The sequence below is a fragment of the Gluconacetobacter dulcium genome, assembly GCF_014174165.1.
Classification (GTDB): Bacteria; Pseudomonadota; Alphaproteobacteria; order Acetobacterales; family Acetobacteraceae; genus Gluconacetobacter; species Gluconacetobacter dulcium.
The window spans coordinates 46497-70817 of record NZ_JABEQN010000014.1; the positions used below are offsets into that span (position 1 = coordinate 46497).

General features: G+C 61.0%; 26 protein-coding genes. 20 read left to right on the forward strand and 6 right to left on the reverse strand.

What is annotated here, in order from left to right; translation table 11 throughout:
• The first annotated feature begins 1 nt into the window (after position 1).
• The 8 genes from HLH25_RS12010 (at position 2) to HLH25_RS12045 (ending at position 6532) form a co-directional block, all read left to right on the forward strand.
• The gene (locus HLH25_RS12010; RefSeq protein ID WP_182974287.1) at positions 2 to 340 is read left to right on the forward strand and encodes a DUF736 domain-containing protein; all 339 of its coding nucleotides are present in this window, start codon (positions 2 to 4) and stop codon (positions 338 to 340) included.
• Positions 327 to 1028, forward strand: a complete 702-nt coding sequence (locus tag HLH25_RS12015) for a lytic transglycosylase domain-containing protein (RefSeq protein ID WP_182974288.1) — start codon at positions 327 to 329, stop codon at positions 1026 to 1028. The genes HLH25_RS12010 and HLH25_RS12015 overlap by 14 nt, the downstream gene beginning before the upstream one ends.
• Before the next feature lie 246 nt (positions 1029 to 1274).
• A complete protein-coding gene (locus tag HLH25_RS12020) occupies positions 1275 to 3029 on the forward strand; it encodes a relaxase/mobilization nuclease domain-containing protein (RefSeq protein ID WP_182974289.1) in 1755 nt (584 codons plus the stop codon).
• Between the two features lie 89 nt (positions 3030 to 3118).
• A complete protein-coding gene (locus HLH25_RS12025) occupies positions 3119 to 3391 on the forward strand; it encodes a ribbon-helix-helix domain-containing protein (RefSeq protein ID WP_182974290.1) in 273 nt (90 codons plus the stop codon).
• The gene (locus HLH25_RS12030; protein ID WP_182974291.1) at positions 3388 to 3681 is read left to right on the forward strand and encodes a type II toxin-antitoxin system RelE/ParE family toxin; all 294 of its coding nucleotides are present in this window, start codon (positions 3388 to 3390) and stop codon (positions 3679 to 3681) included. Before HLH25_RS12025 ends, HLH25_RS12030 begins: the two co-directional genes overlap by 4 nt.
• A 163-nt stretch (positions 3682 to 3844) precedes the next feature.
• A complete protein-coding gene (locus HLH25_RS12035) occupies positions 3845 to 4048 on the forward strand; it encodes a hypothetical protein (protein ID WP_182974292.1) in 204 nt (67 codons plus the stop codon).
• Positions 4049 to 4091: 43 nt separating this feature from the next.
• Entirely contained in the window at positions 4092 to 6074 is a 1983-nt protein-coding gene (locus HLH25_RS12040) for a conjugal transfer protein TraG (RefSeq protein ID WP_182974293.1), read from the forward strand.
• A 5-nt stretch (positions 6075 to 6079) separates the two neighbouring features.
• Positions 6080 to 6532, forward strand: a complete 453-nt coding sequence (locus tag HLH25_RS12045) for a CopG family transcriptional regulator (protein ID WP_182974294.1) — start codon at positions 6080 to 6082, stop codon at positions 6530 to 6532.
• A gap of 280 nt (positions 6533 to 6812) precedes the next feature.
• Here HLH25_RS12045 and HLH25_RS12050 read toward each other — a convergent pair whose 3' ends face one another.
• Both HLH25_RS12050 and HLH25_RS12055 read right to left on the reverse strand, forming a co-directional pair.
• Positions 6813 to 8489, reverse strand: a complete 1677-nt coding sequence (locus tag HLH25_RS12050) for a DUF262 domain-containing protein (protein ID WP_182974295.1) — start codon at positions 8487 to 8489, stop codon at positions 6813 to 6815.
• A 343-nt stretch (positions 8490 to 8832) separates the two neighbouring features.
• Positions 8833 to 9102, reverse strand: a complete 270-nt coding sequence (locus HLH25_RS12055) for an HU family DNA-binding protein (RefSeq protein ID WP_182974296.1) — start codon at positions 9100 to 9102, stop codon at positions 8833 to 8835.
• A gap of 213 nt (positions 9103 to 9315) precedes the next feature.
• Here HLH25_RS12055 and trbB point away from each other — a divergent pair, with 213 nt between their 5' ends.
• The 11 genes from trbB to HLH25_RS12110 are packed head-to-tail and all read left to right on the forward strand — an operon-like array spanning position 9316 to position 18660.
• Positions 9316 to 10284 carry a P-type conjugative transfer ATPase TrbB gene (trbB, locus tag HLH25_RS12060; protein ID WP_182974297.1) on the forward strand — a complete coding sequence of 323 codons (969 nt, stop codon included), beginning with the start codon at positions 9316 to 9318 and terminating at the stop codon, positions 10282 to 10284.
• Positions 10281 to 10607, forward strand: a complete 327-nt coding sequence (locus HLH25_RS12065; RefSeq protein ID WP_182974298.1) for a TrbC/VirB2 family protein — start codon at positions 10281 to 10283, stop codon at positions 10605 to 10607. The genes trbB and HLH25_RS12065 overlap by 4 nt, the downstream gene beginning before the upstream one ends.
• Positions 10607 to 10873, forward strand: coding sequence for a VirB3 family type IV secretion system protein (locus tag HLH25_RS12070; protein WP_182974299.1), 267 nt, complete (start codon positions 10607 to 10609; stop codon positions 10871 to 10873). Before HLH25_RS12065 ends, HLH25_RS12070 begins: the two co-directional genes overlap by 1 nt.
• A gap of 7 nt (positions 10874 to 10880) precedes the next feature.
• Positions 10881 to 13307, forward strand: a complete 2427-nt coding sequence (gene trbE / locus HLH25_RS12075; RefSeq protein WP_182974300.1) for a conjugal transfer protein TrbE — start codon at positions 10881 to 10883, stop codon at positions 13305 to 13307.
• Positions 13304 to 14050, forward strand: coding sequence for a P-type conjugative transfer protein TrbJ (gene trbJ / locus HLH25_RS12080; RefSeq protein ID WP_182974301.1), 747 nt, complete (start codon positions 13304 to 13306; stop codon positions 14048 to 14050). The genes trbE and trbJ overlap by 4 nt, the downstream gene beginning before the upstream one ends.
• A complete protein-coding gene (trbK-alt, locus tag HLH25_RS12085; protein WP_182974302.1) occupies positions 14050 to 14322 on the forward strand; it encodes a putative entry exclusion protein TrbK-alt in 273 nt (90 codons plus the stop codon). Before trbJ ends, trbK-alt begins: the two co-directional genes overlap by 1 nt.
• Before the next feature lie 4 nt (positions 14323 to 14326).
• Positions 14327 to 15586: a P-type conjugative transfer protein TrbL gene (trbL, locus tag HLH25_RS12090; protein WP_182974303.1), complete on the forward strand. Its 1260-nt coding sequence runs from the start codon at positions 14327 to 14329 to the stop codon at positions 15584 to 15586.
• Between the two features lie 2 nt (positions 15587 to 15588).
• Positions 15589 to 16269 (forward strand): conjugal transfer protein TrbF, encoded by a 681-nt coding sequence (gene trbF, locus HLH25_RS12095; protein WP_182974304.1) that lies wholly within the window; start codon positions 15589 to 15591, stop codon positions 16267 to 16269.
• Positions 16269 to 17255, forward strand: coding sequence for a P-type conjugative transfer protein TrbG (trbG, locus tag HLH25_RS12100; RefSeq protein ID WP_182974305.1), 987 nt, complete (start codon positions 16269 to 16271; stop codon positions 17253 to 17255). The genes trbF and trbG overlap by 1 nt, the downstream gene beginning before the upstream one ends.
• Positions 17252 to 18412 (forward strand): TrbI/VirB10 family protein, encoded by a 1161-nt coding sequence (locus HLH25_RS12105; protein ID WP_182974306.1) that lies wholly within the window; start codon positions 17252 to 17254, stop codon positions 18410 to 18412. The genes trbG and HLH25_RS12105 overlap by 4 nt, the downstream gene beginning before the upstream one ends.
• Positions 18409 to 18660 carry a DUF2274 domain-containing protein gene (locus HLH25_RS12110; RefSeq protein WP_182974307.1) on the forward strand — a complete coding sequence of 84 codons (252 nt, stop codon included), beginning with the start codon at positions 18409 to 18411 and terminating at the stop codon, positions 18658 to 18660. Before HLH25_RS12105 ends, HLH25_RS12110 begins: the two co-directional genes overlap by 4 nt.
• Here the strand turns inward: HLH25_RS12110 and HLH25_RS12115 are convergent.
• A complete protein-coding gene (locus HLH25_RS12115; RefSeq protein ID WP_182974308.1) occupies positions 18581 to 19507 on the reverse strand; it encodes a LysR family transcriptional regulator in 927 nt (308 codons plus the stop codon). The two genes, HLH25_RS12110 and HLH25_RS12115, sit on opposite strands and share 80 nt — an antisense overlap.
• A 188-nt stretch (positions 19508 to 19695) precedes the next feature.
• On the opposite strand from HLH25_RS12115, the gene HLH25_RS12120 reads away from it, so the two are divergent.
• Positions 19696 to 19881: a hypothetical protein gene (locus tag HLH25_RS12120; RefSeq protein WP_182974309.1), complete on the forward strand. Its 186-nt coding sequence runs from the start codon at positions 19696 to 19698 to the stop codon at positions 19879 to 19881.
• A gap of 21 nt (positions 19882 to 19902) precedes the next feature.
• Here the strand turns inward: HLH25_RS12120 and HLH25_RS12125 are convergent, their stop codons facing one another.
• Genes HLH25_RS12125 through HLH25_RS12135 form a run of 3 tightly spaced genes read right to left on the reverse strand, consistent with a single transcriptional unit; the run spans position 19903 to position 24190 of the window.
• A complete protein-coding gene (locus HLH25_RS12125) occupies positions 19903 to 21270 on the reverse strand; it encodes a sensor histidine kinase (protein ID WP_182974310.1) in 1368 nt (455 codons plus the stop codon).
• Positions 21271 to 21291: 21 nt separating this feature from the next.
• Complete coding sequence (locus tag HLH25_RS12130) at positions 21292 to 21948, reverse strand: response regulator transcription factor (protein ID WP_182974311.1); 657 nt, start codon at positions 21946 to 21948, stop codon at positions 21292 to 21294.
• Positions 21949 to 21979: 31 nt separating this feature from the next.
• Positions 21980 to 24190 (reverse strand): TonB-dependent receptor, encoded by a 2211-nt coding sequence (locus HLH25_RS12135; RefSeq protein WP_310889096.1) that lies wholly within the window; start codon positions 24188 to 24190, stop codon positions 21980 to 21982.
• Positions 24191 to 24321: the final 131 nt, after the last annotated feature.

Sequence of the window (24321 nt, forward strand, 5' to 3'; positions counted from 1 at the left end):
CATGGCCCAGATCGGAACTTTCACGCGCACTTCTGACGGCTTCGCCGGTCGCCTGCGCACGCTCGCCCTGGACGTCGAACTGACGATCGTGCCGACGACATCGTCGGACGCCGAGCATGCACCCGACTATCGCGTCCATCTCGGTGACGCCGATGCCGGACCGGAGATCGGCGCGGCCTGGAAACGCACCAGTGAGAAGGCGGGCACCTACCTCTCGCTGGTCCTTGACGACCCCATGCTGGCGCAGCCGATCCGGGCCAATCTGTTCCAGTCCGACCGTCAGGGGCGTGCCTTTCATCTGGTCTGGAGCCGCCCGGTGAAGCGCGATGACCGGCGGTAGAAAGGTTCGCGATCTTGTCGCGAACGCGCTGCTTGCAGTGTTGGTTTCCGTGTCACCCGTTCGCATGGCGCAGGCTGATCCATACGCCGATATGATCGCGGAAGCCGCCACGCGCGCGCAGATTCCGGCCTCATGGATTGCTGCCGTCCTGCACGCGGAGAGCAGGGGCGATGCGCATGCCGTGTCATCGGCGGGTGCGATGGGGCTCATGCAGGTGATGCCCGGCACATGGTCTAGCCTGCGCACGTCGCTCGGCCTTGGCGACGATCCATTCGACCCGCACGACAACATTCTGGCCGGTGCGACCTATCTGCGCTGGATGCGGGACCGCTATGGCGAGGCCGGGTTTCTGGCCGCCTATAATGCCGGTCCCGCGCGCTATGACGAACATCTCGCGACCGGTCGGCCGTTGCCAGCCGAGACGCGGAATTACGTCGCATCGGTCGGCGCGCGGCTCGCTCTTCCGCTTGCCGATGACATCGCGGTCGGCGCTCTGGCTGCACCATCATGGCAGGACTCTTCCCTCTTTCCGGCGTCATTCCTGCGCACAGAAAATGCCCCTCGGCATGGCGAGAGCGCGCACGATCCGGTGCATGCCGACGACGCTCGCCCGACAGACTGGACGGCACTCGCACCGGAGTCGGTCGGGCTGTTCATCGCGTCAGGGCATGAGGAGGCGCGCCGATGATCCCCGTTCCGGTCCATCGGGCGCTGGCGGGCTATGGGTGCCTTGGGGATGGGGTGCTGGGGGAGAACAGGCAACGGAGGGCAGGACGGCAAGGTAAAAGCAGCGCCCATTCGGGGCTGCATGTGGTTGGTTTGATTGGGGAATTTGTTCTCTCACCCCGCACCGCCTGCGGCTGTCCGGGCATTTTCCATAATGTTTTCAATGATCCGGGCGCCGTCAGGCGCACATCGAAGCGGAGAGCGGGCCATGCCGACGTGCGATGACAGTCTGAACGTCCGGCCCGGACGCATCCAGCATGGCAATCAGGGCGCACGACCGAAATCCTTCGTCGGGGAGGTCATGCGTGCCGCGAAGAGGGCCGGTCACACCGGCACCCGGTTCGGCGCGAAGGGGAGGGGACGCGGTGGCAGTTCCCGTTTCGGGCGCGGCCGACGCGCGGCCCTGTCCATGCGGCTGCGCAGCAATGCCCGTCGGGTCGTGGTCAAGGCGCGCGTCGTCCGTCAGCAGGGCACCCGGTTTCGTTCGGCGCCGCTCGCCCGCCACATCGCCTATCTCAGGCGCGAGGGCGTGACCCGCGACGGCGCCAGGGCCCATCTGTTCGATGCTGGCTCCGACGAAGCGGACAGCAAGGCCTTCGCGGAACGCTGCGAAGATGACCGCCACCATTTCCGCTTCATCGTCTCGCCCGAGGACGCGGCGCGGATGGAGGACCTGCGGGGTTTCGCGCGCGAACTGATGCAGGACATGGAGCGTGATCTCGGCACCAAACTGGACTGGGTCGGGGTGGATCACTGGAACACGGATAATCCGCATGTCCACATCCTGGTGCGCGGGGTGGCCGATGACGGCAAGGATCTGGTGATCAGCCGCGCCTATATCAGCCAGGGCCTGCGCGACCGCGCCGCCGAGCGGGTAACGCTGGAGCTGGGTCCGCGCAGCGAGCAGGAAATCCGCACCGCCCTGGAGACCGAGATCGGCGCCGACCGCTGGACCAGCCTCGATCGGGCGCTGCAGGATCTCAGCGACGAGGGCGGCGGCATCGTCGATCTGCGGCCCGGCGCGGGTGCCGAAGACCCGGAACTGCGGCGCCTGCTGGTGGGCCGGGCGACCAAGCTGGAAGGGCTCGGCCTGGCCGAGCGCGTTGGCGTGGCGCGCTGGATTCTCAAGCCGGGGCTGGAGGCGACGCTGCGCGATCTCTCCATCCGGGGCGACATCATCAAGACCATGCACCGCGCCATGTCCGGCGGCGGGGCGGAACCCGATGTCGCGGGTTTCGCGATCCATGGCGAGACGCTGGCCGATCCCATCATTGGCCGGCTGGTCGAGCGCGGGCTGGATGACGAACTGAAGGGCTCGGGCTACGTGGTGATCGCCGGCACCGACGGGCGGACGCATCATGTCCGCTTCCCCGATCTGGACCTGACCGGCGATGCCAGGACCGGCGCGATCGTCGAGACCCGGAACTGGGAGGACGCTAAAGGCACGCAGCGCCTGTCGCTGGCGACGCGCTCGGACTTTACACTGGCTGAGCAGGTGACGGCGCACGGTGCAACCTGGCTCGATCGCCAGTTGCTCGCCAAGGATCCCGCGCTGGCCAATGGGGGCTTCGGCACAGAGGTCCGGGAGGCGATGGCGCGACGGATCGATCATCTCGCCTCTGAGGGGCTGGCCCGGCGGCAGGTCGAGCGCGTGGTGTTCGCACCTGACCTGATCGGCACCCTGCGTCAGCGCGATCTCGATCAGGCGGCGGCCCGGCTTGCGGCGCGGACCGGGCTGGAACACCGGCCCGCGAAGGAAGGCGAGATCGTCTCGGGGGTCTATCGCCAGCGGGTGGCCCTGTCCTCGGGGCGGTTCGCCATGGTCGATGACGGTCTGGGTTTCCAGCTCGTGCCGTGGCGGCCGGCCCTGGAGCAGAAGCTTGGACGGCAGGTTTCCGGCACCATGTCGCCGGGTGGCAACGTCGACTGGAATTTTGGGCGGAAGCGCGGGCTCGGGATTTGATGTCGGGTGGCCCGTCTGCGGATTTTCGGCTGACAAAGCGGATGCTTCAAAAGTATGATAAAGTATGCTCGCTTGGGAGGAGCCGCCTTATGTCCACAATCGAACGTATGACCATCACCGTGCCGTCCGAGATGGCGGCGACCCTGCGCCAGTCCGTCGATGGCGGCGAGTATGCCTCGACCAGCGAGGTGGTGCGCGAGGCATTGCGCGAATGGATGCGCCGGCGCGATACCGACCGTCGTGATCTCGATGCCCTGCGGGAGGCGATCCGGCTTGGCGATGAGAGCGGGTCGAGCATCCCGGCCGAAACCGTCTTCGCCGAATTGCGGGATGCGATTGCCCGTCGCCGCGCACTGGGATGAAACGGCTCGGCTTCGCTCCGGCCGCGTGTGCCGACCTTCTGGAGATCGCGCTCTATATCGCCGAGGACAATCCCGAACGGGCCATGAGCTTTGTTGCCGAACTGGAAGCGAAGGCAGCTACTGCGGCGCAGCATCCGGGGAGCTTTCCGGCGCGCGATGAAATCAGTCCCGGATTGAGGGTTGTTGTTCACGGCCGCTACCTGCTGTTCTTCCGTGAACTGGTCGACGAGGTACGTATCGTCCGTGTGCTTCATGGCGCACGGGATCTGCCGCAGGTGTTCGCCTCATAAAGTCAGCGGTTTCCCGTGGGATCGTGCGCAGCGGCCGTCAATGACAATGAACTTCGACGCCCTCACGACGATCAGAACGTGGATGCGATCATCAGGCGGAGGCATCTTTACCGTACCGGGTTCTTCACCACATGCGACGACAAGGCGATCGGAGTTTCTCAGCATGACAGGGCAAAATAAGGTGCCATCGACCTGTTATCCGACCGTTCGTCAAGACGAGCGCGCGCTTGTCGAGTTGCTGGAACAGGGCGAGCGAAGTGGCGTCAGCTCTCGCACGATTCTCGATATTCTTGCCGCCGTAAAGGTCGGCGGGAAACCGTCCGTTTATTATCCGCTCCCGTCCGGCGGCGCGAAGCGTTGTAATTAGACCTTGAACGCCGGAGAAACGAGCCGTTTGGTCGGTTCCTGTCATGAACCAGACCAAAATCCTCTGGGGTTCGGTGTTTGCTGTCAGCACCGTGATCCTCGCCTTCACCTGGGCCGCGACGCAGTGGACCGCCTGGCGGCTCGCCTTCCAACCGCAGCTCGGCGCCCCGTGGTTCATGGTTATCGGCTGGCCGGTCTATTACCCGCCGGAGTTCTTCTGGTGGTGGTTCGCCTACGATGCCTACGCCCCGGACATCTTCACCACCGGCGGTTATATCGCGGCATCGGGCGGCATTGCTGCTGTCATCGTCGCGATCACGATGTCCGTCTGGCGTGCCCGCGAGAAGAAGCGTGCCACCACCTATGGTTCGGCGCATTGGGCCGACCCGCGCGAGATCCGTCGCGCTGGATTGCTTGCGCCCGATGGCGTGGTGCTGGGCCGCTCGGGCGATGCCTATCTCCGCCATGACGGGCCGGAGCATGTGCTGTGCTTTGCACCGACCCGCTCGGGCAAGGGCGTCGGCCTGGTGGTGCCGACGCTGCTGACCTGGCCGGGCGCTGCCATCGTCCATGACATCAAGGGCGAGAACTGGACGCTGACGGCAGGCTGGCGCGCCCGCTTTGGTCGGGTGCTGCTGTTCGATCCGACCAATCTTGCCAGTGCCGCCTACAACCCGCTGCTGGAGGTCCGGCGCGGTGAACGTGAGGTCCGCGACGTGCAGAACATCGCCGACGTGCTGGTCGATCCCGAGGGCGCCCTGGAGAAGCGGAACCACTGGGAAAAGACCAGCCACGCCCTGCTGGTCGGTACCATCCTGCATGTCCTCTACGCCGAGGAGGACAAGACCCTGGCCGGTGTCGCCAATTTCCTTTCCGACCCCAAGCGGGCGATCGAGACCACGCTGCGCGCCATGATGACCACGCCCCATCTCGGCAAAAAGGGCGTGCATCCGGTGGTCGCCAGTTCGGCGCGGGAACTGCTGAACAAGAGCGACAATGAGCGCTCGGGTGTGCTCTCCACCGCCATGTCGTTCCTCGGCCTCTATCGCGATCCGGTGGTAGCCCATGTGACCCGGCGCTGTGACTGGCGGATCCGCGATCTTGTCGCCGGCACCCATCCGGCGACGCTCTATCTGGTGGTGCCGCCCTCGGACATTAGCCGCACCAAACCGCTGGTCCGTCTGGTGCTGAATCAGATCGGCCGCCGGCTGACCGAGGAACTGGAGGCGAAGCGGCGCCATCGCCTGCTGCTGATGCTCGATGAATTCCCGGCGCTGGGGCGGCTGGATTTCTTCGAGAGCGCCCTGGCCTTCATGGCGGGCTATGGGATCAAGAGCTTCCTGATCGGCCAGAGCCTGAACCAGATCGAGAAGGCCTATGGCCAGAACAATTCGATCCTTGATAACTGTCATGTCCGGGTCAGTTTTGCGACCAACGATGAACGGACCGCCAAACGCGTTTCCGACGCGCTCGGCACCGCGACCGAGATCCGGGATGCGAAGAACTATGCCGGGCACCGACTGTCGCCGTGGCTCGGGCATCTGATGGTGACGCGGCACGAAACTGCCCGGCCGCTGTTGACGCCCGGCGAGATCATGCAGCTTCCCCCCGACGAGGAACTGGTGCTGGTCTCGGGCTGCCCGCCGATCCGGGCGCGCAAGGCGCGGTATTTCGAAGACGCCGAACTGGCCGCGCGCGTCCTCCCGCCACCCAGGTTCGAGCCACCGCCGATCCCGGAAGGAACGCCGCCCATCGGACCGCAGCCGCCGGGGGACTGGGCCGATGTGGTGCAGCCGACGACGCCGGGCAACGGAGACGACGACCCAGCCAATGCCGGCATCCGCCGGGAGCCGGAATTGCCGGAACAGGAAGAGGTGGTGCAGGCGCCGAGAAAGCCGGTGCATGAGTTCGACCCGCCCGAGGCTGAGGCTGAGGACGATGCGACGCGAGCACAGACCCTGCGGCGCGGAGAGCGGGCTCTCGCGCGGCAGGTGTCGCTCGATCCCGGCGATCAGATGGGACTATGAGTGCCATGCGGATCAAACACACAATCCGCCTGCCGGCCGAACTCAGCGTCAGGCTTGCCGATTACGCCGTCCGCAAGAAGGTGCCGCAGGCGCTGATCGTGGAGACGGCGCTGGCATCGTTCCTGTCACCGGACGGGCCGGAACGGCTGGAGGCGGCGCTCGCCCGGCGGCTCGACCGGATGACGCGGCAGTTGGAGCGCATGGAGCGACGGGTCACGATTTCGAACGAATCTCTGGCCGTTTTCGTCCGGTTCTGGCTGACCAGCACGCCGCCGTTGCCGGAGGCGGCCCTTGCTGCGGCGCAGAGCAAGGGACGGGAGCGGTATGACGGGTTTATCGAGGCAGTCGGGCGTCGGCTCGCCAGAGGGAAAACACTGGACGACGAGGTGAGGCTGGACGTGGGGCTAGGTGAGCAGGGGCAGGATGCTCCTGACCCGAAAGGCAATGTTGTAACGTGATGTCTGGGTTTGGGGGGCGAGCGGAAGGTCCGGTTACCGAGTGAACCGCCTAAATACCTGACATAAATTGTCCAGGCGCTTCATAGAATGGTACGCTGCTGCCATTAGATATAAGGAAACTATCAGCCCCCTCTTTGCTACAATTGACCATGCCGGCCGCGGCAGACCAAATCAATTCCTAACAAGCTCTAAAATCTGGCTGCTTTCGAAAAATGAATGAAAGCAGCCATTTTAGGTCACGAATTTAATACGTACCCATTACAGAATATGTGACGATTGTTTAAGGCTTGTTTTTCCATCTTTTCACCGCAAGCTTTGCCAATTCCACCTGTCTTTTCTCAATTTCTTGGCTTCCCCAGCTTTTAAAATTACTAATTTCCTTTGTTAGATCAAAAGATGACTGAGAAAAATGAGATTTCTTATCATCAAATGAGGAGTTCCCTATAATAGAATTCGTTTTTGCTTCCATCAAAGCAAGGTTTCCAATCATATTAACGCATTTACTAGCCAAATTTTGTGATATACTCCAACTTGAATCAGGATTATGCGGTAAAATATGTTCAAGATTCACTTCAAGTGTATCAGGGTTTACGATTTTTTGTGCATTTTTCGTTTTCTCCAACTCTAATTCAGACAGATACCAGCGAGCCAACTGAGTTTTAGAGACCTTGGCACTTTCGAAGTCCTTTTGGAACTGAATGTCGGTTGGTAAGATATTAAATGAATTAAAAAGATCAGTAGCATTTTTTATTTTTTTATCTGATACGTCTTTAGCTCTTTGGGCATAATTATCCTCAAGAACACCACTCCCTCCTGCGCCACATATTAAAAATCTAACGCTCCAAGATGCAATCATAGGTATGGTTTTATTGACCTCCTGAACGCTAAAATTCGAAAATACAGAAAGCAATAAAGGACGAACTTGAGTTATGTTTGCCATATCAAACAACATCAAGGATTTTCGAACCTTATCAGAATAGTCCTTCCATACAGAGGATGAAAAAATCGAAAATGAAGAATAAATATTTGCTGATACAATAATATTATCCATATAATCTGAAACTGTTTTTTCGTCATATACAGATTTTTTTATACTATCATACAAGTTTTTCTCTCTAACAAGACCATTTCGGGAAATCCAATCGTGCCTAATGAAATTTCTTATATCGCCCTCCCCATTTGTGTTAGATATTAATGTAGTCATTTCTTTCCACTTGGACTGGCACGATAAAAGCCCCTCTTTTCCAGCCATACTAAATACGTAATTTTTCAATAAATCAGCGACGGTTAAATCAAGCCCACGATCATTCAATACTTCAAAAATAACATATGCATTAGACTCACTTCCAACATCTAAATAAACCAATACCACCTTTTTTTCAATAAAATCTATTAGGTCGAATAGATCAAGATCTGGGTTTTTTGATATTGCTGTCACACTATTGATAGTATCACGAGCTTCTCTTATTGCAGAAAAAAGCCTTTTTTGTGTGTCCGTTAAGTTTCTTGGAGACCTCCTTCCAATAGTAGGAACACCAACCACATACTCATTATAAAACGATTGATCATCTGGCAATATTAATACACGAGGACTTGGGTTCATCGTCCTCAAATCTGCATTTGATATATAATCCGCTGTAAGTTTGTTTGCCCTAGCATCATCTCCTTTATTTTTAAAATAATTTCTTATGGATGATATAAATATAGATGTAGTTACAATTCTTTGCTGTCCGTCAATAATACTTTTTATACTATCATCTGCATTTGTTAGAACAACTGTACCAAGAAAATATTGATCGTGCTTTTTTTGTTTTGCGTCAATTATATCTTTAAAAAGCTCCTTTACATGCTCAATTTCCCACGTGTAGGGACGTTGGTATGTTGGAACTGCGAGACGCTGTTGTTTAAGTAGTGCGCCAATGCCAATCAATCTTGAATCAATAGGTTCTAAAGCCATGTTTCTTGCCATCCATATGTCTCGTCATCGACGATCGTAAGCCGATGCTCAGCGATGGTAAATATCGCATCCAGAACATAATCAGGTGAACAAAAATGCATTAGCTCCTTGCGCATTATGCTTAAATTAAAACCCCTTGATAAAAATATTATTTAGAAAACAATACTTTAAAATATTTAATATCATGTTGTTTTTAATATAATATCAGGACGATATAACAAATGTCTGCTTTGAGGGTGTTCCTATGAGACTTTAGCCGTCCACTTTGAAGGCGGAAATTGCCTGTCTCCTATCTTCTATTCCCGAACATTACCGTCTGGAAGTCATTGGACGATGAGTCCAATCAGACCACCTTCTTGAGATTCGGACTGGCCTTGAAACGCACGGTCTTGCCCGCCTTGACCTTCACCGGCTCGCCGGTGCGCGGATTGAGCGCCTTGCGGGCCTTGGTCTTGTGGACCGTGAATGTCCCGAAGGACGGCAGCGTGAACCCGCCTTCCTGCTTCAGCTCCGCGACAATGGCCCCGACCAGGTCATCGGCGGCCTTGGTAGCGGCAACGCCGGTGCAGTCGAGGGAATCCTGAAGAACAGCGGCAATGAAGGCTTTGCTCATGCGGGCGCAGGTCCGTGTCGTGATCGATTCCGCAAACGGTAGCAGCGCCCTTTCGTCCCGTCACCGCCCAAACGGCAACCTACTCCTATGCAAGTTCTTCTATCCCAGCGCCCTACGACCCCAGAGACTTGTTGCGCTGGCGTGTCCATGCCTCTTTCTAATCAACCCCGCTGATCCATCGCCTCTCCTGGGAGGCCAATCGCGGGGTTCCCGGTGTCCGTCGCTCCCTTCCGCTCCGAAGCCGTCGCCCGTGGCACGCGCATGCTGCGCACCGCGCTCGGCCCGGCGATTGCCGGGCATCTCGACGATCCGTCGATCGTCGAAGTGATGCTCAATCCCGACGGTCGACTGTGGATCGACCGGCTGACTGGCGGGATGGAGGACACCGGCACCCGGATCGCGCCCGCCGACGCCGAGCGGATCGTCCGCCTGGTCGCCCACCATGTCGGCGTCGAGGTGCATCCTGGCAGCCCGCGCGTCTCCGCCGAACTGCCGGGAAGCGGGGAGCGGTTCGAAGGGCTGGTGCCTCCGGTGGTGGCAGCACCCTGCTTTGCTATCCGACGTCCGGCGGTCGCAGTGTTCTCGCTCGATGATTACGTGGCGTCCGGGATCATGACCTCGGCACAGGCCGCGTTTCTGTGCCGCGCCGTCGCCGAGCGGCAGAACATCCTGGTGGCTGGTGGCACCTCCACCGGCAAGACCACGCTGGTCAACGCCCTGCTGGCCGAGATCGCCCAGACCGGCGACCGGGTGGTGCTGATCGAGGACACCCGGGAACTGCAATGTGCCGCGCCCAATCTGGTCGCCCTGCGCACCAGGGACCGCGCGGCCTCGCTCTCCGATCTGGTCCGTTCCTCGCTGCGCCTGCGCCCGGACCGGATCCCGATCGGCGAGGTGCGTGGCGCCGAGGCGCTGGACCTGCTCAAGGCCTGGGGCACCGGCCATCCCGGCGGCGTCGGCACGCTGCACGCCGGGTCCGCGATCGGCGCCCTGCGCCGGCTGGAGCAGTTGATCCAGGAAGCTGTCGTCACCGTGCCGCGCGCCCTGATCGTCGAGACCATCGACGTGATCGCGGTGCTGTCCGGGCGCGGCAACGCACGTCGGCTGGCCGAACTCGCCACTGTCCGGGGCCTGACCCCGGACGGGGACTACATCCTCGCACCCGCCGGAGACCCGTCATGACCAACATGATCGCCCTGCGCCGCCGCTTCGCCATGGCCGGCGCCACCCTCTCGCTCGCCCTGCTGTCGGCTCCGGCTTATGCCGCCGGTTCGAACATGCCGTGGGAGGAGCCGCTCAACCAGATCCTGGAATCCGTCCAGGGGCCGGTGGCCAAGATCATCTCGGTGATCATCATCACCGTCACCGGCCTGACCCTGGCCTTCGGCGAGACGTCGGGTGGCTTCCGCCGTCTGATCCAGATCGTCTTCGGCCTGTCGATCGCCTTCGCCGCGTCCAGTTTCTTCCTATCCTTCTTCTCCTTCTCGGGCGGGGCGTTGATCTGATGGAGCCGGACGTCATTCCCGGCTTCACCGCCCCGGTGCATCGCGCCCTGATCGAGCCGATCCTGCTCGGCGGGGCGCCGCGCACGGTGGCGATCGTCAACGGCACGCTGGCCGCCGCGATCGGCCTCGGGCTGCGGCTGTGGATCGCCGGCGGCATCTTCTGGCTGGTCGGCCATCTCGCCGCGGTCTGGGCCGCCAAGCGGGATCCCGCGTTCGTCGACGTGGTGCGGCGGCACCTGCGTTACCCCACCCATCTGGTCGGGTGAGGGCGCCATGCTGAACCTCGGCGAATACCGCCATCGCCGCGACCGGCTGGCCGATTTCCTGCCCTGGGCGGCGCTGGTCGCCAAGGGTGTGGTGTTGAACAAGGACGGTGCTTTCCAGCGCACCGCCCGGTTCCGCGGTCCCGACCTGGACTCCTCGACCGCATCCGAACTGGTCGCCATCACCTCGCGCCTGAACAACGCCCTGCGGCGGCTGGGCTCCGGCTGGGCCATTTTCGTCGAGGCGCAGCGCCGCCCGGCGCGGGGCTATCCTTCCGGCCCGTTTCCAGATCCAGCCTCCGAACTGGTCGACGCCGAACGCCGGGCGCAGTTCGAGGAAGAGGGCGCGCATTACGAGAGCCATTATTTCCTGACCCTGGTCTGGCTTCCGCCGGCGGACGACGCCGCCCGCGCGGAAGCCTGGCTCTACGAGAATCGCGCCCGTGGCGGCTCCGACTGGCAGGCTGTGGTCGCGGGCTTTATCGACCAGACCGACCGTGTGCTGGCCCTGCTCGACGGCTTCATGCCGGAAGCCGACTGGCTCGATGACGGCGAAACGCTGACCTATCTCCATTCCTGCATCTCCACGCGGATGCAGCGGGTCCGGGTGCCGGAAATCCCGATGCACCTCGATGCCATCCTGGTCGATGAGGAACTGACCGGTGGGCTGGAGCCCAGATTGGGCGACGCCCATCTGCGCACGCTCACCGTCACCGGCTTTCCCACCCAGACCTGGCCAGGCCTGCTGGATGAGCTGAACCGGCTGGCCTTTCCCTATCGCTGGTCGACGCGGGCGATCTGTCTCGACCGCACCGACGCGACCAAGGTGCTGGGCCGGATCCGGCGGCAATGGTTCGCCAAGCGCAAATCGATCATGGCCATCCTCAAGGAGGTGATGACCAACGAGGCCTCGGCGCTGCTGGATTCCGACGCCGCCAATAAGGCGGCCGATGCCGATGCGGCGTTGCAGGAACTCGGCACCGATCAGGTCGGCCAGGCCTATGTCACTGCCACCGTCACGGTGTGGGACGAGGATCCCGTGGTTGCGACCGACCGGCTGCGTCTGGTGGAAAAGACCATCCAGGGCCGCGACTTCACCTGTATGCGCGAGATGGTGAATGCCATCGAGGCCTGGTTCGGCAGCCTCCCGGGCCATGTCTACGCCAATGTCCGCCAGCCCTGCATCTCGACCCTGAACCTGGCGCACATGATTCCGCTCTCCGCCGTCTGGGCCGGGCCGGAGCGCGACGGGCATTTCGCGGCCCCGCCGCTGTTCTATGCCCGCACCGAGGGCTCGACCCCGTTCCGCTTCGCGCTCCACGTCGGCGACGTCGGTCACACGCTGATCGCCGGGCCGACCGGTGCGGGCAAGTCCGTGCTGCTGGCCTTCATGGCGATGCAATTCCACCGCTATGCGGGGGCGCAGATATTCGCCTTCGATTTCGGTGGCTCGATCCGTGCGGCGACGCTGGCGATGGGTGGCGACTGGCATGATCTCGGTGGCGCGCTGGCGCAGGACGGGAACGAACCGGTCGCGTTGCAGCCGCTGGCGCGGATCGATGAGCCGGGCGAACGGGCCTGGGCGGCGGAATGGGTCGCGACACTGCTGGAGCGCGAGGGCGTCACGGTTGCGCCCGATCTCAAGGAGCATCTGTGGTCGGCGCTGACCTCGCTGGCCTCGGCCCCGGTCGCGGAACGCACCCTTACCGGCCTATCCGCGCTGCTCCAGTCGCTGGCGCTGAAGCAGGCGTTGCAGCCTTACTGCGTTGGTGGCCCGTGGGGACAGTTGCTCGACGCCGAACATGAGCGTCTTGGTGTCGCCGATATCCAGGCCTTCGAGATCGAGGGTCTGATCGGCTCTGGCGCGGCGTCCGCCGTGCTGTCCTATCTGTTCCACCGTATCGAAGACCGCTTCGACGGCAGCCCGACGCTGCTGATCATCGACGAAGGCTGGCTGGCGCTGGATGATCGGGCCTTCGCCGGGCAGTTGCGGGAATGGCTGAAGACGCTGCGCAAGAAGAACGCGTCCGTCATCTTCGCCACCCAGTCGCTGGCCGATATCGACGCCAGCCCGATCGCCCCCGCGCTGATCGAGAGCTGCCCGACCCGGATCTTCCTGCCCAACGACCGGGCGCTGGAGCCGCAGATCACCGCCATCTATCGCCGCTTCGGGCTGAACGATCGCCAGATCGAGATCCTCAGCCGGGCCACACCCAAGCGCGACTATTACTGCCAGTCCCGTCGCGGCAACCGGCTGTTCGATCTCGGCCTGTCCGAGGTGGCGCTGGCCTTCACCGCTGCGTCTTCCCCCGACGATCAGGCCGCGATCGACCGGATCTTTGCCCGGCATGGCCGCGACGGGTTCGCGGCCGCGTGGCTGACGCACAGGGGCGTGGACTGGGCGATCGAAATGCTCAGGCCGGGAGAGGGATCATGAGAAGTTCGTCGATCTGCAAAGCAGCGTTCGTGGCTGGGTTTGGCGCCCTGTCATCCATTGTCGTGAGCGTCCCGGCCCAGGCGCAATGGGCGGTCTATGACGGCGCGGCCCATGTCCAGACGGTGCTGATCGCGGCGCGGGAATTGCAGCAGGTCAACCAGCAGGCGCAGAGCCTGCTCAACGAGGCGACCATGCTGGAGAACCAGGCCCGCAACCTCGCCAATCTGCCGCTCTCGGTGCTGGCACCCTTGGAGCAATCAATCCAGCAGACCGAGCAAATTGTCGGCCAGGCGCAGGGGCTCTCCTATAACCTGACCAGCATCGATCAGGCCTTCACCCAGACCTATCCCCAGGCGCTGGCGAGCCCGAGTTCGGCGGCCCAGATGACTACCGATGCCCAGGCGCGATGGCAAAACGCCAGGGGCGCCTATCAGGACGGGCTGCGTGTGCAGACCGGCGCGGTGCAGAATCTTGATGCCACGCGAAGCCAGATCGACAGTCTGGTCACGTCGAGTCAGGCGGCGGCTGGCGCCTTGCAGGCGGCGCAGTCGGGTAACCAGCTCACCGCGCTGCAAACCCGCCAGATCGCCGATCTGACCGCCGTGACGGCGGCAATGGCCCGCGCTCAGGCGCTGGAGGGTGCCCGGCAGGTCGAGGCGGAGGAACAGGCGCGTGCGCAGATGGCGGCTTTCCTGAATTACGGCACCGGCTACACGCCCGGCGCCGCGCAGATGTTCCACTGATGCGCGCGCCGCGTCTCTCCCCGCCGATCGTCTTCCGGCTGGTTGCCGTCGCGCTGGTCGTTCTGATCCTGGTCGCCGCGAGCCTCCACCTCCGGCGCCTCCCCCGTGACGTCGACGTGCCCGATCTCGGGCCGCCTGGATCGCGTGACCGGCTTGCCGCCGGTCTCGCGCGCTGCCAGGCGCTCGGCATGAAGGCCGACGGCGATCCGGCCTGTGCTGCGATCTGGGCCGAGAACCGCAAGCGCTTCTTCGCGCCCGACACGGCACGGTGACGCCATGCAGCAAGGCACCGGCGTCATCGACAATTTCCTTGCCATCTTCACCCAGTATATCGATTCCGGCTTCGGTCTGGTGCAGGGCGACGTCCACTGGCTCGCCGGTGTACTGATCACCATCGACATCACCCTGGCCGGGCTGTTCTGGGCGCTGGCGCCGGATGAGGACGTGCTGGCGCGGCTGATCCGCAAGACCCTGTTCATCGGCATGTTCGCCTTCATCATCGGCGACTTCAACGGGCTGGCGAAGATCATCTACGAATCCTTCGCCGGGCTGGGCATCGAGGCCGGTGGTGGACATCTCACCCAGGCGCAGCTGCTCCAGCCGGGGCGGCTGGCGCAGGTCGGCATCGACGCCGGCAAGCCGATCCTGACCTCGATCTCCTCGCTGGTCGGTTTCGTCGCCATCTTCAACAACGCGATCCAGATCGCGGTATTGCTGATTGCCTGGCTGATCGTGGTAATCAGCTTCTTCGTGATGGCGATCCAGCTCTTCGTGGCGCTGATCGAGTTCAAGCTGACCACACTTGCCGGGTTTGTGCTGGTGCCCTTCGGCCTGTTCGGCCGCACCGCCTTCCTCGCCGAGAAGGTGCTGGGCAACGTCGTGTCGTCCGGGATCAAGGTGCTGATGTTGGCCGTCATCGTCGGCATCGGTTCGACGGTGTTCGGCCAGTTCACCAGCGGCTTCAATAATCCGCCCACCATCAATGACGCGCTGACCCTGATTCTGGCTTCTCTGACGCTGCTCGGTCTGACCGTGTTCGGCCCGGCATTGGCCAACGGTCTGATCGCCGGTGGTCCGCAGTTGGGTGCCGGGTCCGCTGTCGCCACCGCGGCCGGGGTCGTCGGTGCCGGCGTGGCCGCCGCGTCAGGGGTTGGGCTCGCTGCGGGCGCTGCGGCGGCCGCCGTGCGCGGTGGTGCCTTTGTCGCCGGAGGTGCCACCGCCGCCTATCGGGCGGGCGGCGCGGCGGGTGTAGCCAAAACCGGTCTGTCCGCTGCCGCCAGCCCGCTGCGCCGCGCGGCGGCCAGCGTCCGCACCAGCTATCAGGCTGGCGGGGCGGCCGCGACCGGCGGCGCGGGTGGTGCGACGGCTTCGGGTGCTGGCGGTGGAGGGGGGACGGCCGGCAAGCCGCCGGCTTGGGCCAGCCGGATGCAGCGCAACAACCGGATCAGGGGCGGCGCTGATGCCGCCGCGCAGGCGATCAAGGGCGGCGACCGGCCCAGCGGCGGCCACGACGTCGATCTCTCGGAAGGAGAATAGCCATGTTCCGCCGCCCTACCGTGCGTTTCGGCCGGATGCCGGAACCCGAGACGCCCTATCACAAGGCCGGACAGGTCTGGGACGACCGCATCGGCTCGGCCCGCGTCCAGGCCCGCAACTGGCGGCTGGCCTTCTTCGGCTGTCTCGCTTTGAGCGGCGGCCTGGGCGCCGGGCTGGTCTGGCAGTCGGTGCGCGGTACCATCACCCCCTGGGTGGTGCAGATCGACCATCTCGGTCAGGCGCAGGCCGTGGGTCCGGCGACGGCCGCCTATCGGCCGACCGATCCGCAGATCGCCTGGTATCTGGCGCGCTTCGTCTCTGAGGTGCGCGGCATCCCGGCCGATCCGGTGGTGCTCAGGCAGAACTGGCTCGACGCCTACAACTACGTCACCGATCGCGGCGCGCTGGCGCTGAACGATTATGCCCGCACCAGCGATCCGTTCAGCCGGCTCGGCAAGATGCAGCTGGCGATCGAGATCGCCAGCGTGATCCGTGCCTCCGATGACAGCTTCCGGGTGGAATGGATCGAGCGCCGCTATGTCGATGGCGCGCTGGCCGCCACCGAGCGCTGGAGCGCGATCCTGACCATCGTCGTCACGACCCCGACCGATGCCGAGCGGCTGCGCAAGAATCCGCTCGGCATCTATATCCACGCCCTCAACTGGTCCAGGGAACTCGGCTGATGCGCACCTTCAACACCATCGTGCCGTTCATGATCCTGCTGGCGCCGCTCGCCGCGTGCTCGTCGTGGAAGCCGCCTGCCATTAAATACGACGATACGCCCCGGCAGGCGGTTCTTACGCCTGACCCGCCCAAGCCGGTGCAGGTGGTGGCACTCCCCGAGCCCTTGCCGCTGCCGGGGCAACTCAAGCCGATCCCGTATCGGCATGCCGTGCCGGAACCGACGGATCCGCATCAGCGGGTCGAGCGCGCCAACAGTGCGGCGCGGATCCAGCCGACGCGGGCCGGCTATCTCAATGCGATCCAGGTCTATCCGTTCTCCGAGGGCGCCCTCTATCAGCTCTACGCGGCACCGGGCGAAATTACCGATATCGCGCTGCAGCCGGGCGAAAAGCTGGTCGGTTCCGGTCCGGTCGCCGCCGGCGATACCGTGCGCTGGATTATCGGCGATACCGAGAGCGGTACCGGGGCGACCAGGCGGATTCATATCCTGCTCAAGCCAACGCGGCCGGATCTGATCACCAATCTGGTCATCAATACCGACCGGCGGACCTATCACCTGGAACTGCGCTCCGACGAGCGGACCTATATGGCCTCGGTCTCATGGGACTATCCGCAGGACCAGATCGTTGCCTTGCGCGTGCAGGATCGGGATGCTGATCTTGGCAATCCGGTCGCGACCGGCGTCGATCTCGACGCGCTGAATTTTCGCTATCGGATCGAGGGCGATGATGCGCCGTGGCGGCCGTTGCGGGCCTTCGATGACGGGCGGCAGGTCTTCATCGAGTTTCCGACCGGGATCGCCCAGGGCGAGATGCCGCCATTGTGGGTGATCGGCCCGCAGGGCGACGGCCAGTTGGTGAATTATCGGGTGCGCGGCAATCGGATGATCGTCGATCGCCTGTTTGCCGCCGCCGAACTGCGTCTCGGCGCCAAGCACCAGCAGGTCGTGCGCATCGTCCGCACTGACTGGTCACGACGGTCATGAGCGGGAGTGCCGGAAACGAAGGCGCCGGCACGTCCGCGCCGCCGGTCAGGCCGCCGGGCGAGATGCGGTTGCGGACGACGCGGCCGCCGGTCACGCGGCTGTCGCGCAAGGTGATCCTTGGCCTGTCGGTCATCGCCGTGGGCGGAATCGGCTGCGCGCTCTATCTGGCGTTGGAGCCGGCACCACCGAAGAGCAATGCCGAACTCTACGATACCGGCAATCGCACCACGCCGGACGGGTTGGCCAATCTGCCGGGCGACTATACCCATCCGCCGCGGCTTGGGGCTCCGCTGCCAGGCGACCTCGGCGGGCCGTTGCTCAAGGCGGGCGTGGGTGCCCCCGGCATGGCGACACCGGCCGCACCCGCCGACCCGGAAAAGCAGCGCATTGCCCAGGAGCAGGAAGCGGCGCGGGTCAGCCATTTGTTCACCCAGACGAAGATGGGACGGGATATCGCCACGCCCGCGACACCCGGTACGACTGCAGCCCAGTCCAGCGGCGCTCCTGCCGATCGCAAGCAGGCATTCCTCGATGGTCCCGTCGATCACCGCACCGTCAGCGCTGAGCGGCTGACACCCGTTCCCAGCCCCTATGTGCTCCAGGCGGGATCGATCATTCCCGGTGCGCTGATCACCGGCATCCGTTCGGACCTGCCGGGCGAGGTCACGGCCCAGGTGACGGAGAATGTCTATGACTCTCCGACCGGGCATATCCTGCTGATCCCGCAGGGGGCGAAGCTGATCGGCCGCTATGATTCCCAGATCGCCTACGGCCAGACCCGGGTGCTGCTGGTCTGGATCCGGCTGATGCGTGGGGCCGGGGAATCGATCCTGCTGGAGAATGAGCCGGCCGCCGATTCGGCGGGCTTTGCTGGGTTGCAGGATCAGACCGATAACCATTGGGGCGAGGTGTTCAAGGCCGCCCTGGTCTCGACCGTCCTCAGCGTTGGTTCAGAAGCTGATATCAGCGGCGGCAACGGCATTGCCCAGGCGCTGCGCACCGGCGGCTCGCAGGGCTTCAACCAGATTGGCGAACAGATCGTCGGACGGTCGCTGAATATCCAGCCGACCAATATCATCCGGCCGGGCTTTCCGGTGCGGGTGACGGTGCATCGTGACCTAGTGCTCACCCCCTACAGACAGGAGACATCCCGATGACGAAACTCAGGCTCGGGCCAATCGCGGATGACAGGCCGGTGCGGCTCACTATCGAACTTCCTGCTGCCGTGCATCGCGATCTGGTCGAGTATGGGCGAATTCTGGCGCGTGAGAGCGTTCAGGCCGAGATCACGCCAGCAAAGCTGATTGCACCGATGCTCGCGCGTTTCATGGAGGGTGACCGGGCGTTTCGGCGACAACGTGCGATGCTACCAACTGACGATGAGCTTTCACCCGGTCGCGCATGAACGCCACGAATTTTCCTACTATTGGATCTTCAGACGCTGGACGCCAGACAAGATTTATGGTGATAGATGCGTTATCCTCATTGATGGGAATAAATTTTAGCCCCGGAAAGTTCAGGCAAGAATACGCTTGCATCGCAATTGTGATGCCGTAACCGGCTCGTATAAAAGCGAGCATCGTCAGGTTCCCGGTGTCAAGAATCTGTGGATTCGCGCTTGGAAGACGCGTTGAAAAGAAACGTTGGCCGATACCGTTTTTTCCCCAGGCCCACAAAAAAATCTTTTCATTTTCGAGATCGTTCCATCGCAAGGTGACCCTTTCGGCAAGCCGGTGAGTTTCTGGCAAGACAGCCATCAATGACTCGGAGTAGATTGGAGACGCAGTCTCGAAATGATCAGCCAGAAAGTCTGGAATCAGCGCAACATCAATCTGACGGTCGACTAACGCGGCAAGGAGCGTACCTTCGCAGGGCTCATGAGGCGTGATGAGGATGGACGGATAAATCCTATGCCATTCGAGTAATAGATTCGACAAAACGCTGTTTACGGGAGGTAGGTGAAACCCTAAGTGAATTTCGCCTATTTCGTCTGTGACGCGGCGCCCCAGTATCTCACTAAGTGCGCTTGCTTCGTTCAGGACACGACGTATGTGGTGCGCCGCGACACGGCCAGATGCTGTCGGGCGTATTCCGGTCGTGGTTCGCTCTACTAACGTAACGCCTAAACGATCCTCGAGTCGACTGATGGCCCTGCTGAGGGTGGAGACATGTAATTCCAATAAGTGCGCGGCTTTACCGAAACTTCCAGCTTCAACGACTGCCAGAAAATAATGGAGTTCCGCCATATGCATGATTTTTCTATTCCTTAACAGCGTGTTGGAGTTTGCTGTTCGTTGAAGTCCATCCGGACGATTCCTCGAGCAAGTAATTCCGGTTCAGCACAAAAGCTGAGGAAGTTGGGTCAAAAGCGGTTATCATCAATCTCTTGACCGAAAGAACGGGAAGAGTGACCGTCTCCTTGATTAAGGAGCGCCATGGCATGCTCGATGTTCGCACCGCCAGCGCTCGCATTTGGTGCGAACGCCTGGATCCGTCCCATCTACTCGCGAATGGTACATCGGGCAGAAGTGAGGATGATGCGGGCGCCATTGTCCGCGCCAAACTCTTCGGCATGGCCTTGCTGATGCCTGAGCTCCTGATTTCTAAAATGCTAGCCGCAGAATGACCCTCACAACCGGCCACCACACTAAGCCAGAGAGCAAGGTTGGGGCAGGAGAATAGAAGCGACGAGACCCGGACCGTCGATGCGATCACCCAGCTCGATTGTTCCGTCGAGGATTTCAATAGCGCGGGCCGCGATGGAAAGACCGAGTCCATGACCGCCACCATATCCCTCCCGCAGCTGGTAGAAGCGGTCGAAGACTCGGGACCGGCACGATTTCGGTATTCCTGGTCCGCGGTCTGCGATATCGATGCACACCATGCATAGCGCTCCCTTGCGGAGGTCGTGAACGTGTATGTCAATTGCGCCGCCGCATGCGGCATGCGTTATGCTGTTCTCCACCAAGGCGGCTAATGCAATCTCCAACAACGCCTGATCAGACACGATCCGGCACATGGCGTGAATCTCGAAGGAAAAAGCAACGCCCGACTGCACGGCTAGTAGCGCATGGCTGCTGAGAACGGTGGCTATAAGTGCGGCTATGTCGAATTCGGTCATCGCCGGAGCGGTCGTGTCCAGCCGCGCGAGCAGAAGCATCCGGTCTATGAGCGCACTTGCCTGCGTGACGCAGTCAAGTAGCGGTTGGATTCGGTTGGAAGCGATCGCGGCATCTCGCGTCAGGAGTTCCGCGTGAAGACGCAGTGCGGCAAGCGGCGTGCGAAGTTGGTGTGCAGCCGCGTCGGTAAACATCTGTTCATGTTGGATACCGGTCCTGACACGTTCAAGAAGAGTGTTTAGCTTTCCGACAAGGCCGGATAGTTCGCGTGACCAAACCTGAGGATCGAGCGGCTCGAGATCGTGAAACGAGCGACGGTCAAGCTGTAGGCTCAAACGCCGCATTTCCGCGAGTCCGCTACGTAACATCACCCAGAGCAGGATCGCGCTTGCGACTACGAGGATATTCAGCGGCAAAGTGATCTGGCGGAGAAAACTGGTAATCGTCTGATCGATATCCGCACGTCGTTCTGCAACAACGATCCTTAATCCGTGTTGGGGTATCTCAAGACCGTAAGCGCGCCATAGCCCGTGGTCGAAATAATGGAAGCCTGGTGTCTGCGGAATGATATCCGGAGAGGGTGCGTCTTCTGAATGAACGATGCATGTTCCATGGACAAAGACGGCGAACATCCGCGATCTCGCGCCCGTGCGGAAGGCGAGCTTGTCCTCCGAGCTAAGAAGGGTTGCGGGAAAACTTGCCGCAGGTGCCGCAGCGAGCTCCTCCTGCATGAGTGCGTAAAGCATATTTGCGCTGAGTATCAGGCTGTGGTCCGAAGCGCGCTCCACGTCGGCCCGGGCCATAAAATAAGCTACGCCTCCCGCTGCCGTTCCGAGTGAGATCAAGAGCAGCAGCACACGGATATAGACCGCCGTCGTCAGGGATCGCGCACGCATCGCCCGGAGTCCTTCGCCTGTTTATTTTGGAATTGTGTAGCCAAGACCGCGCGCCGTGATGATGAAATCGGCCCCCAGCTTGCGCCGGATGGCCGAGATCGAAACCTCGATTACGTTGCCGTCGAACGTATCCAGGACGTCATAGAGTTCGTCCGCCATATCTGATTTCGAGACGAACCGCCCCGCGCGTCGGGCGAGAAGTGCAACCAGTTTGAATTCCTTCGCAGTAAGATGTACAATTTTCTGCCTCTGGCGTACCACGCGGCCGATGAGATCGACTTCCACATCGCGCACGAACAGGGTGTCGGACTTTCGGCCATCCTGCCGACGAATCTGCGCACGGACGCGCGCGACGAGTTCTGCCAGATCGATCGGCTTGACCATGTAGTCGTCCGCGCCTGAATCAAGGCCGGCCACGCGATGGACGGGACGATCGCGTGCCGTCACGATGATCACCGGGATGTAGTCGGGGTACTGACGGATCAAGTGAAGCACTTCCAAACCATTCACTTTCGGCAGCGCCAGATCAAGGAGCACAAGGTCATATCGGGCGTCCACAAGCGATGCGATCGCTTCGTCGCCTCCGGTTACCCAGCGGACGTCGTAACCCTCCTGTTCCAGAGCCTTCTTCATTGCCTGGCCAAGCAGCGCATGATCCTCTACGAGCAAAAGCTGCATCGATGTTCTTTCCGGCTTGGTATGTCGCGCCTCAAAATGCTGCTTTCATAGTTGCCATGACGGCAAGACCGGGCGCGACGAGATAGTCCGGTGCCGTGCCAGCGATACCACGTGTTGTCATGGCGTTTGTCGTTACCGTTTGAATGCCCGACAGATAATGATTGTTAGTGAGATTGATGAAGTTGACCTGAATAGTCGGGCTTTTCACGGGCCCGTAGCTGGGCAGTCGAGCGCCGACAGTGGCGTTCATGTCATAGTAAGCGGGCATATGTTCGTCATTCATGAGCGTGGAAGATTGTCGTGAGACGTATCTGATATTGTAATTCCAGAAGAGACTGCCATTGTCCCAGTCGATGCCGAGTGCTCCAGTCAAGCGTGGTGAGCGCACGGCTGTCTTTCCCGCCGTTGGCAAACCGGAGATATTGTTATCGATCGTGGCATGCAGATACTGACCAGACACGTAGGGCCGGAAATGCCTGATCGGCAGCGTCCCGATTTCGCCCGATACACCATTTGACGTTTGACCGCCGGCGTTGAGGTCGACGGTCACGCCACCATTCGTTCCCGTCACTGCGCTCTGGATTTGCCGGTTCGTGAAATTATAGTGGAAGTAGGTCGCACTGGCGACGAGAAGCGGACCATTATAACGGTATCCGATTTCTTCTGAGATCGAATATTCGTCCTTTGGTTCTCTGATGCCCTGGTATGAGACGCCATGATCATAATACGCGTCATAAAGCGTTGGGGTCGACGGGGAACGGAAGCTGGTGGAGACGCTCGCGAAAACCTGGTGCTGTTTGCTGAACTGATAGCGAGCCGAAACGGCGGGCAGGGGCTGGAAGTCATTAAGAACCACCTTGTATTGCGGCCCTGGGAGTTCGTTAGTGCCGTTCCGGTTGATCATCGCCAGCTTGATCCCCGCGTCCATCGTCAACTTTCCCCCGAGGAAAGTCGCATGGTCGCCGACGAAAAGAGCATTGACCGTCGTTATCGTCGAAATATTCGCGTAAGCTAAAAGTCGACCATCGGAGAGTTTGATATTGTTTGTTGCCCCGAAAATATCAAGCGGCGTACCGTCGTATTTTACGGGAGAGAGAACGGCATAATCATGGTCGTTCGAATAATCGAACCACCATCCAAGGTAGAGATCATGATGTGCGCCGATTCTATAGTCCGTCTTGGCCGTAAAGCCGCCTCGGTACTGCACGTTCCGATATGCCAAGAGGGTCATGGCATTTTCGGTATCGTCTCCGCCCGCTTGTGCGTAAGGAAGGCTCAGTGCATGTGTGAGCGCCTCGTTGCCGAGGAAATTGCCGTTTATATTATTTAGAAAGGCTCCAGCCGAATTATTGCCTTCACCATGCCAGAAATAGGGGGTGAAATTGATGTGCCAGCGCTCGGTTAGCGTGAAATGCGACGGGGCGCTAAGCAGCATGTTGTCATAGGGATTGCGGTTGAGCCGCCAGTAATTCTCTCCTTCGGGGCCAAATACATATCGACGGTCCCACGTGAAGCCACGGCCATAAGCCTTCCAGTCCGCCATTGTCATGGAAGGCCAGGTATTCTCGATGGAATGGCGATATGAGCCGACGAAGGTGATCGTGTTGTCAGGGCCCCATTCCTTGATAGCCTTCCAATCCATATTCCAGATCGAATCATGACCAGGCCCGCGCCAGGCATCGTCCCTTTGGTTGGCGTAGGAAACATAGGCGCGGACACCGCTATGACCGATCTCGCCCGTATCGAAGCGTGCAAATTCGCGATGATAATTGAACGAGCCGTAGCCAAGTGTCACTAGACCGCCCATCCGCCAGGCTGGGTCGCGATCACGAAAAGACAACCAACCTCCTGATCCGTTGATCGTGGGCGTATCCAGATTTGGCGACCCCTGTTGAACGCTCATATCTTCCAGATCTTCGTTGCTCGCGAATTCAGATGTATCGATCGTGTAGATTCCGATGTCGGCTGCTGGGGCGCCTTCCCATGTCAGTGCCATCTCGGATTGGTCGAGTCCCCGCAGCGAGATCGTGCCTCCAGTAAGGCCGAATGGATCGGCGGATCCGACCACAATACCAGGAAGCAGCTCGACAAGTTGAAGCGGATTTTGAGCTGGAGACTGTTTCTGGATGAAGTCGCGACTCACCGTACTCACGGATTTTGGCGCCGTCTCGGGTTTGATCAATCCGCCTCCGGGTTGGCGCCCCGTGATACCATCCGCAGAGCGATGCTGATGGACGCTCACGACAATATTTTCCGGGGAAGTTGGTACGGGAGTAGGTGTCGGGACCCGCTCCTGCGGTGTCGGCGGCCTACGTGTGGGAACGCCGTGTTTCCGAGCCTCAGATCCAATCGAAGCCGTCTGCGCTATCGCTT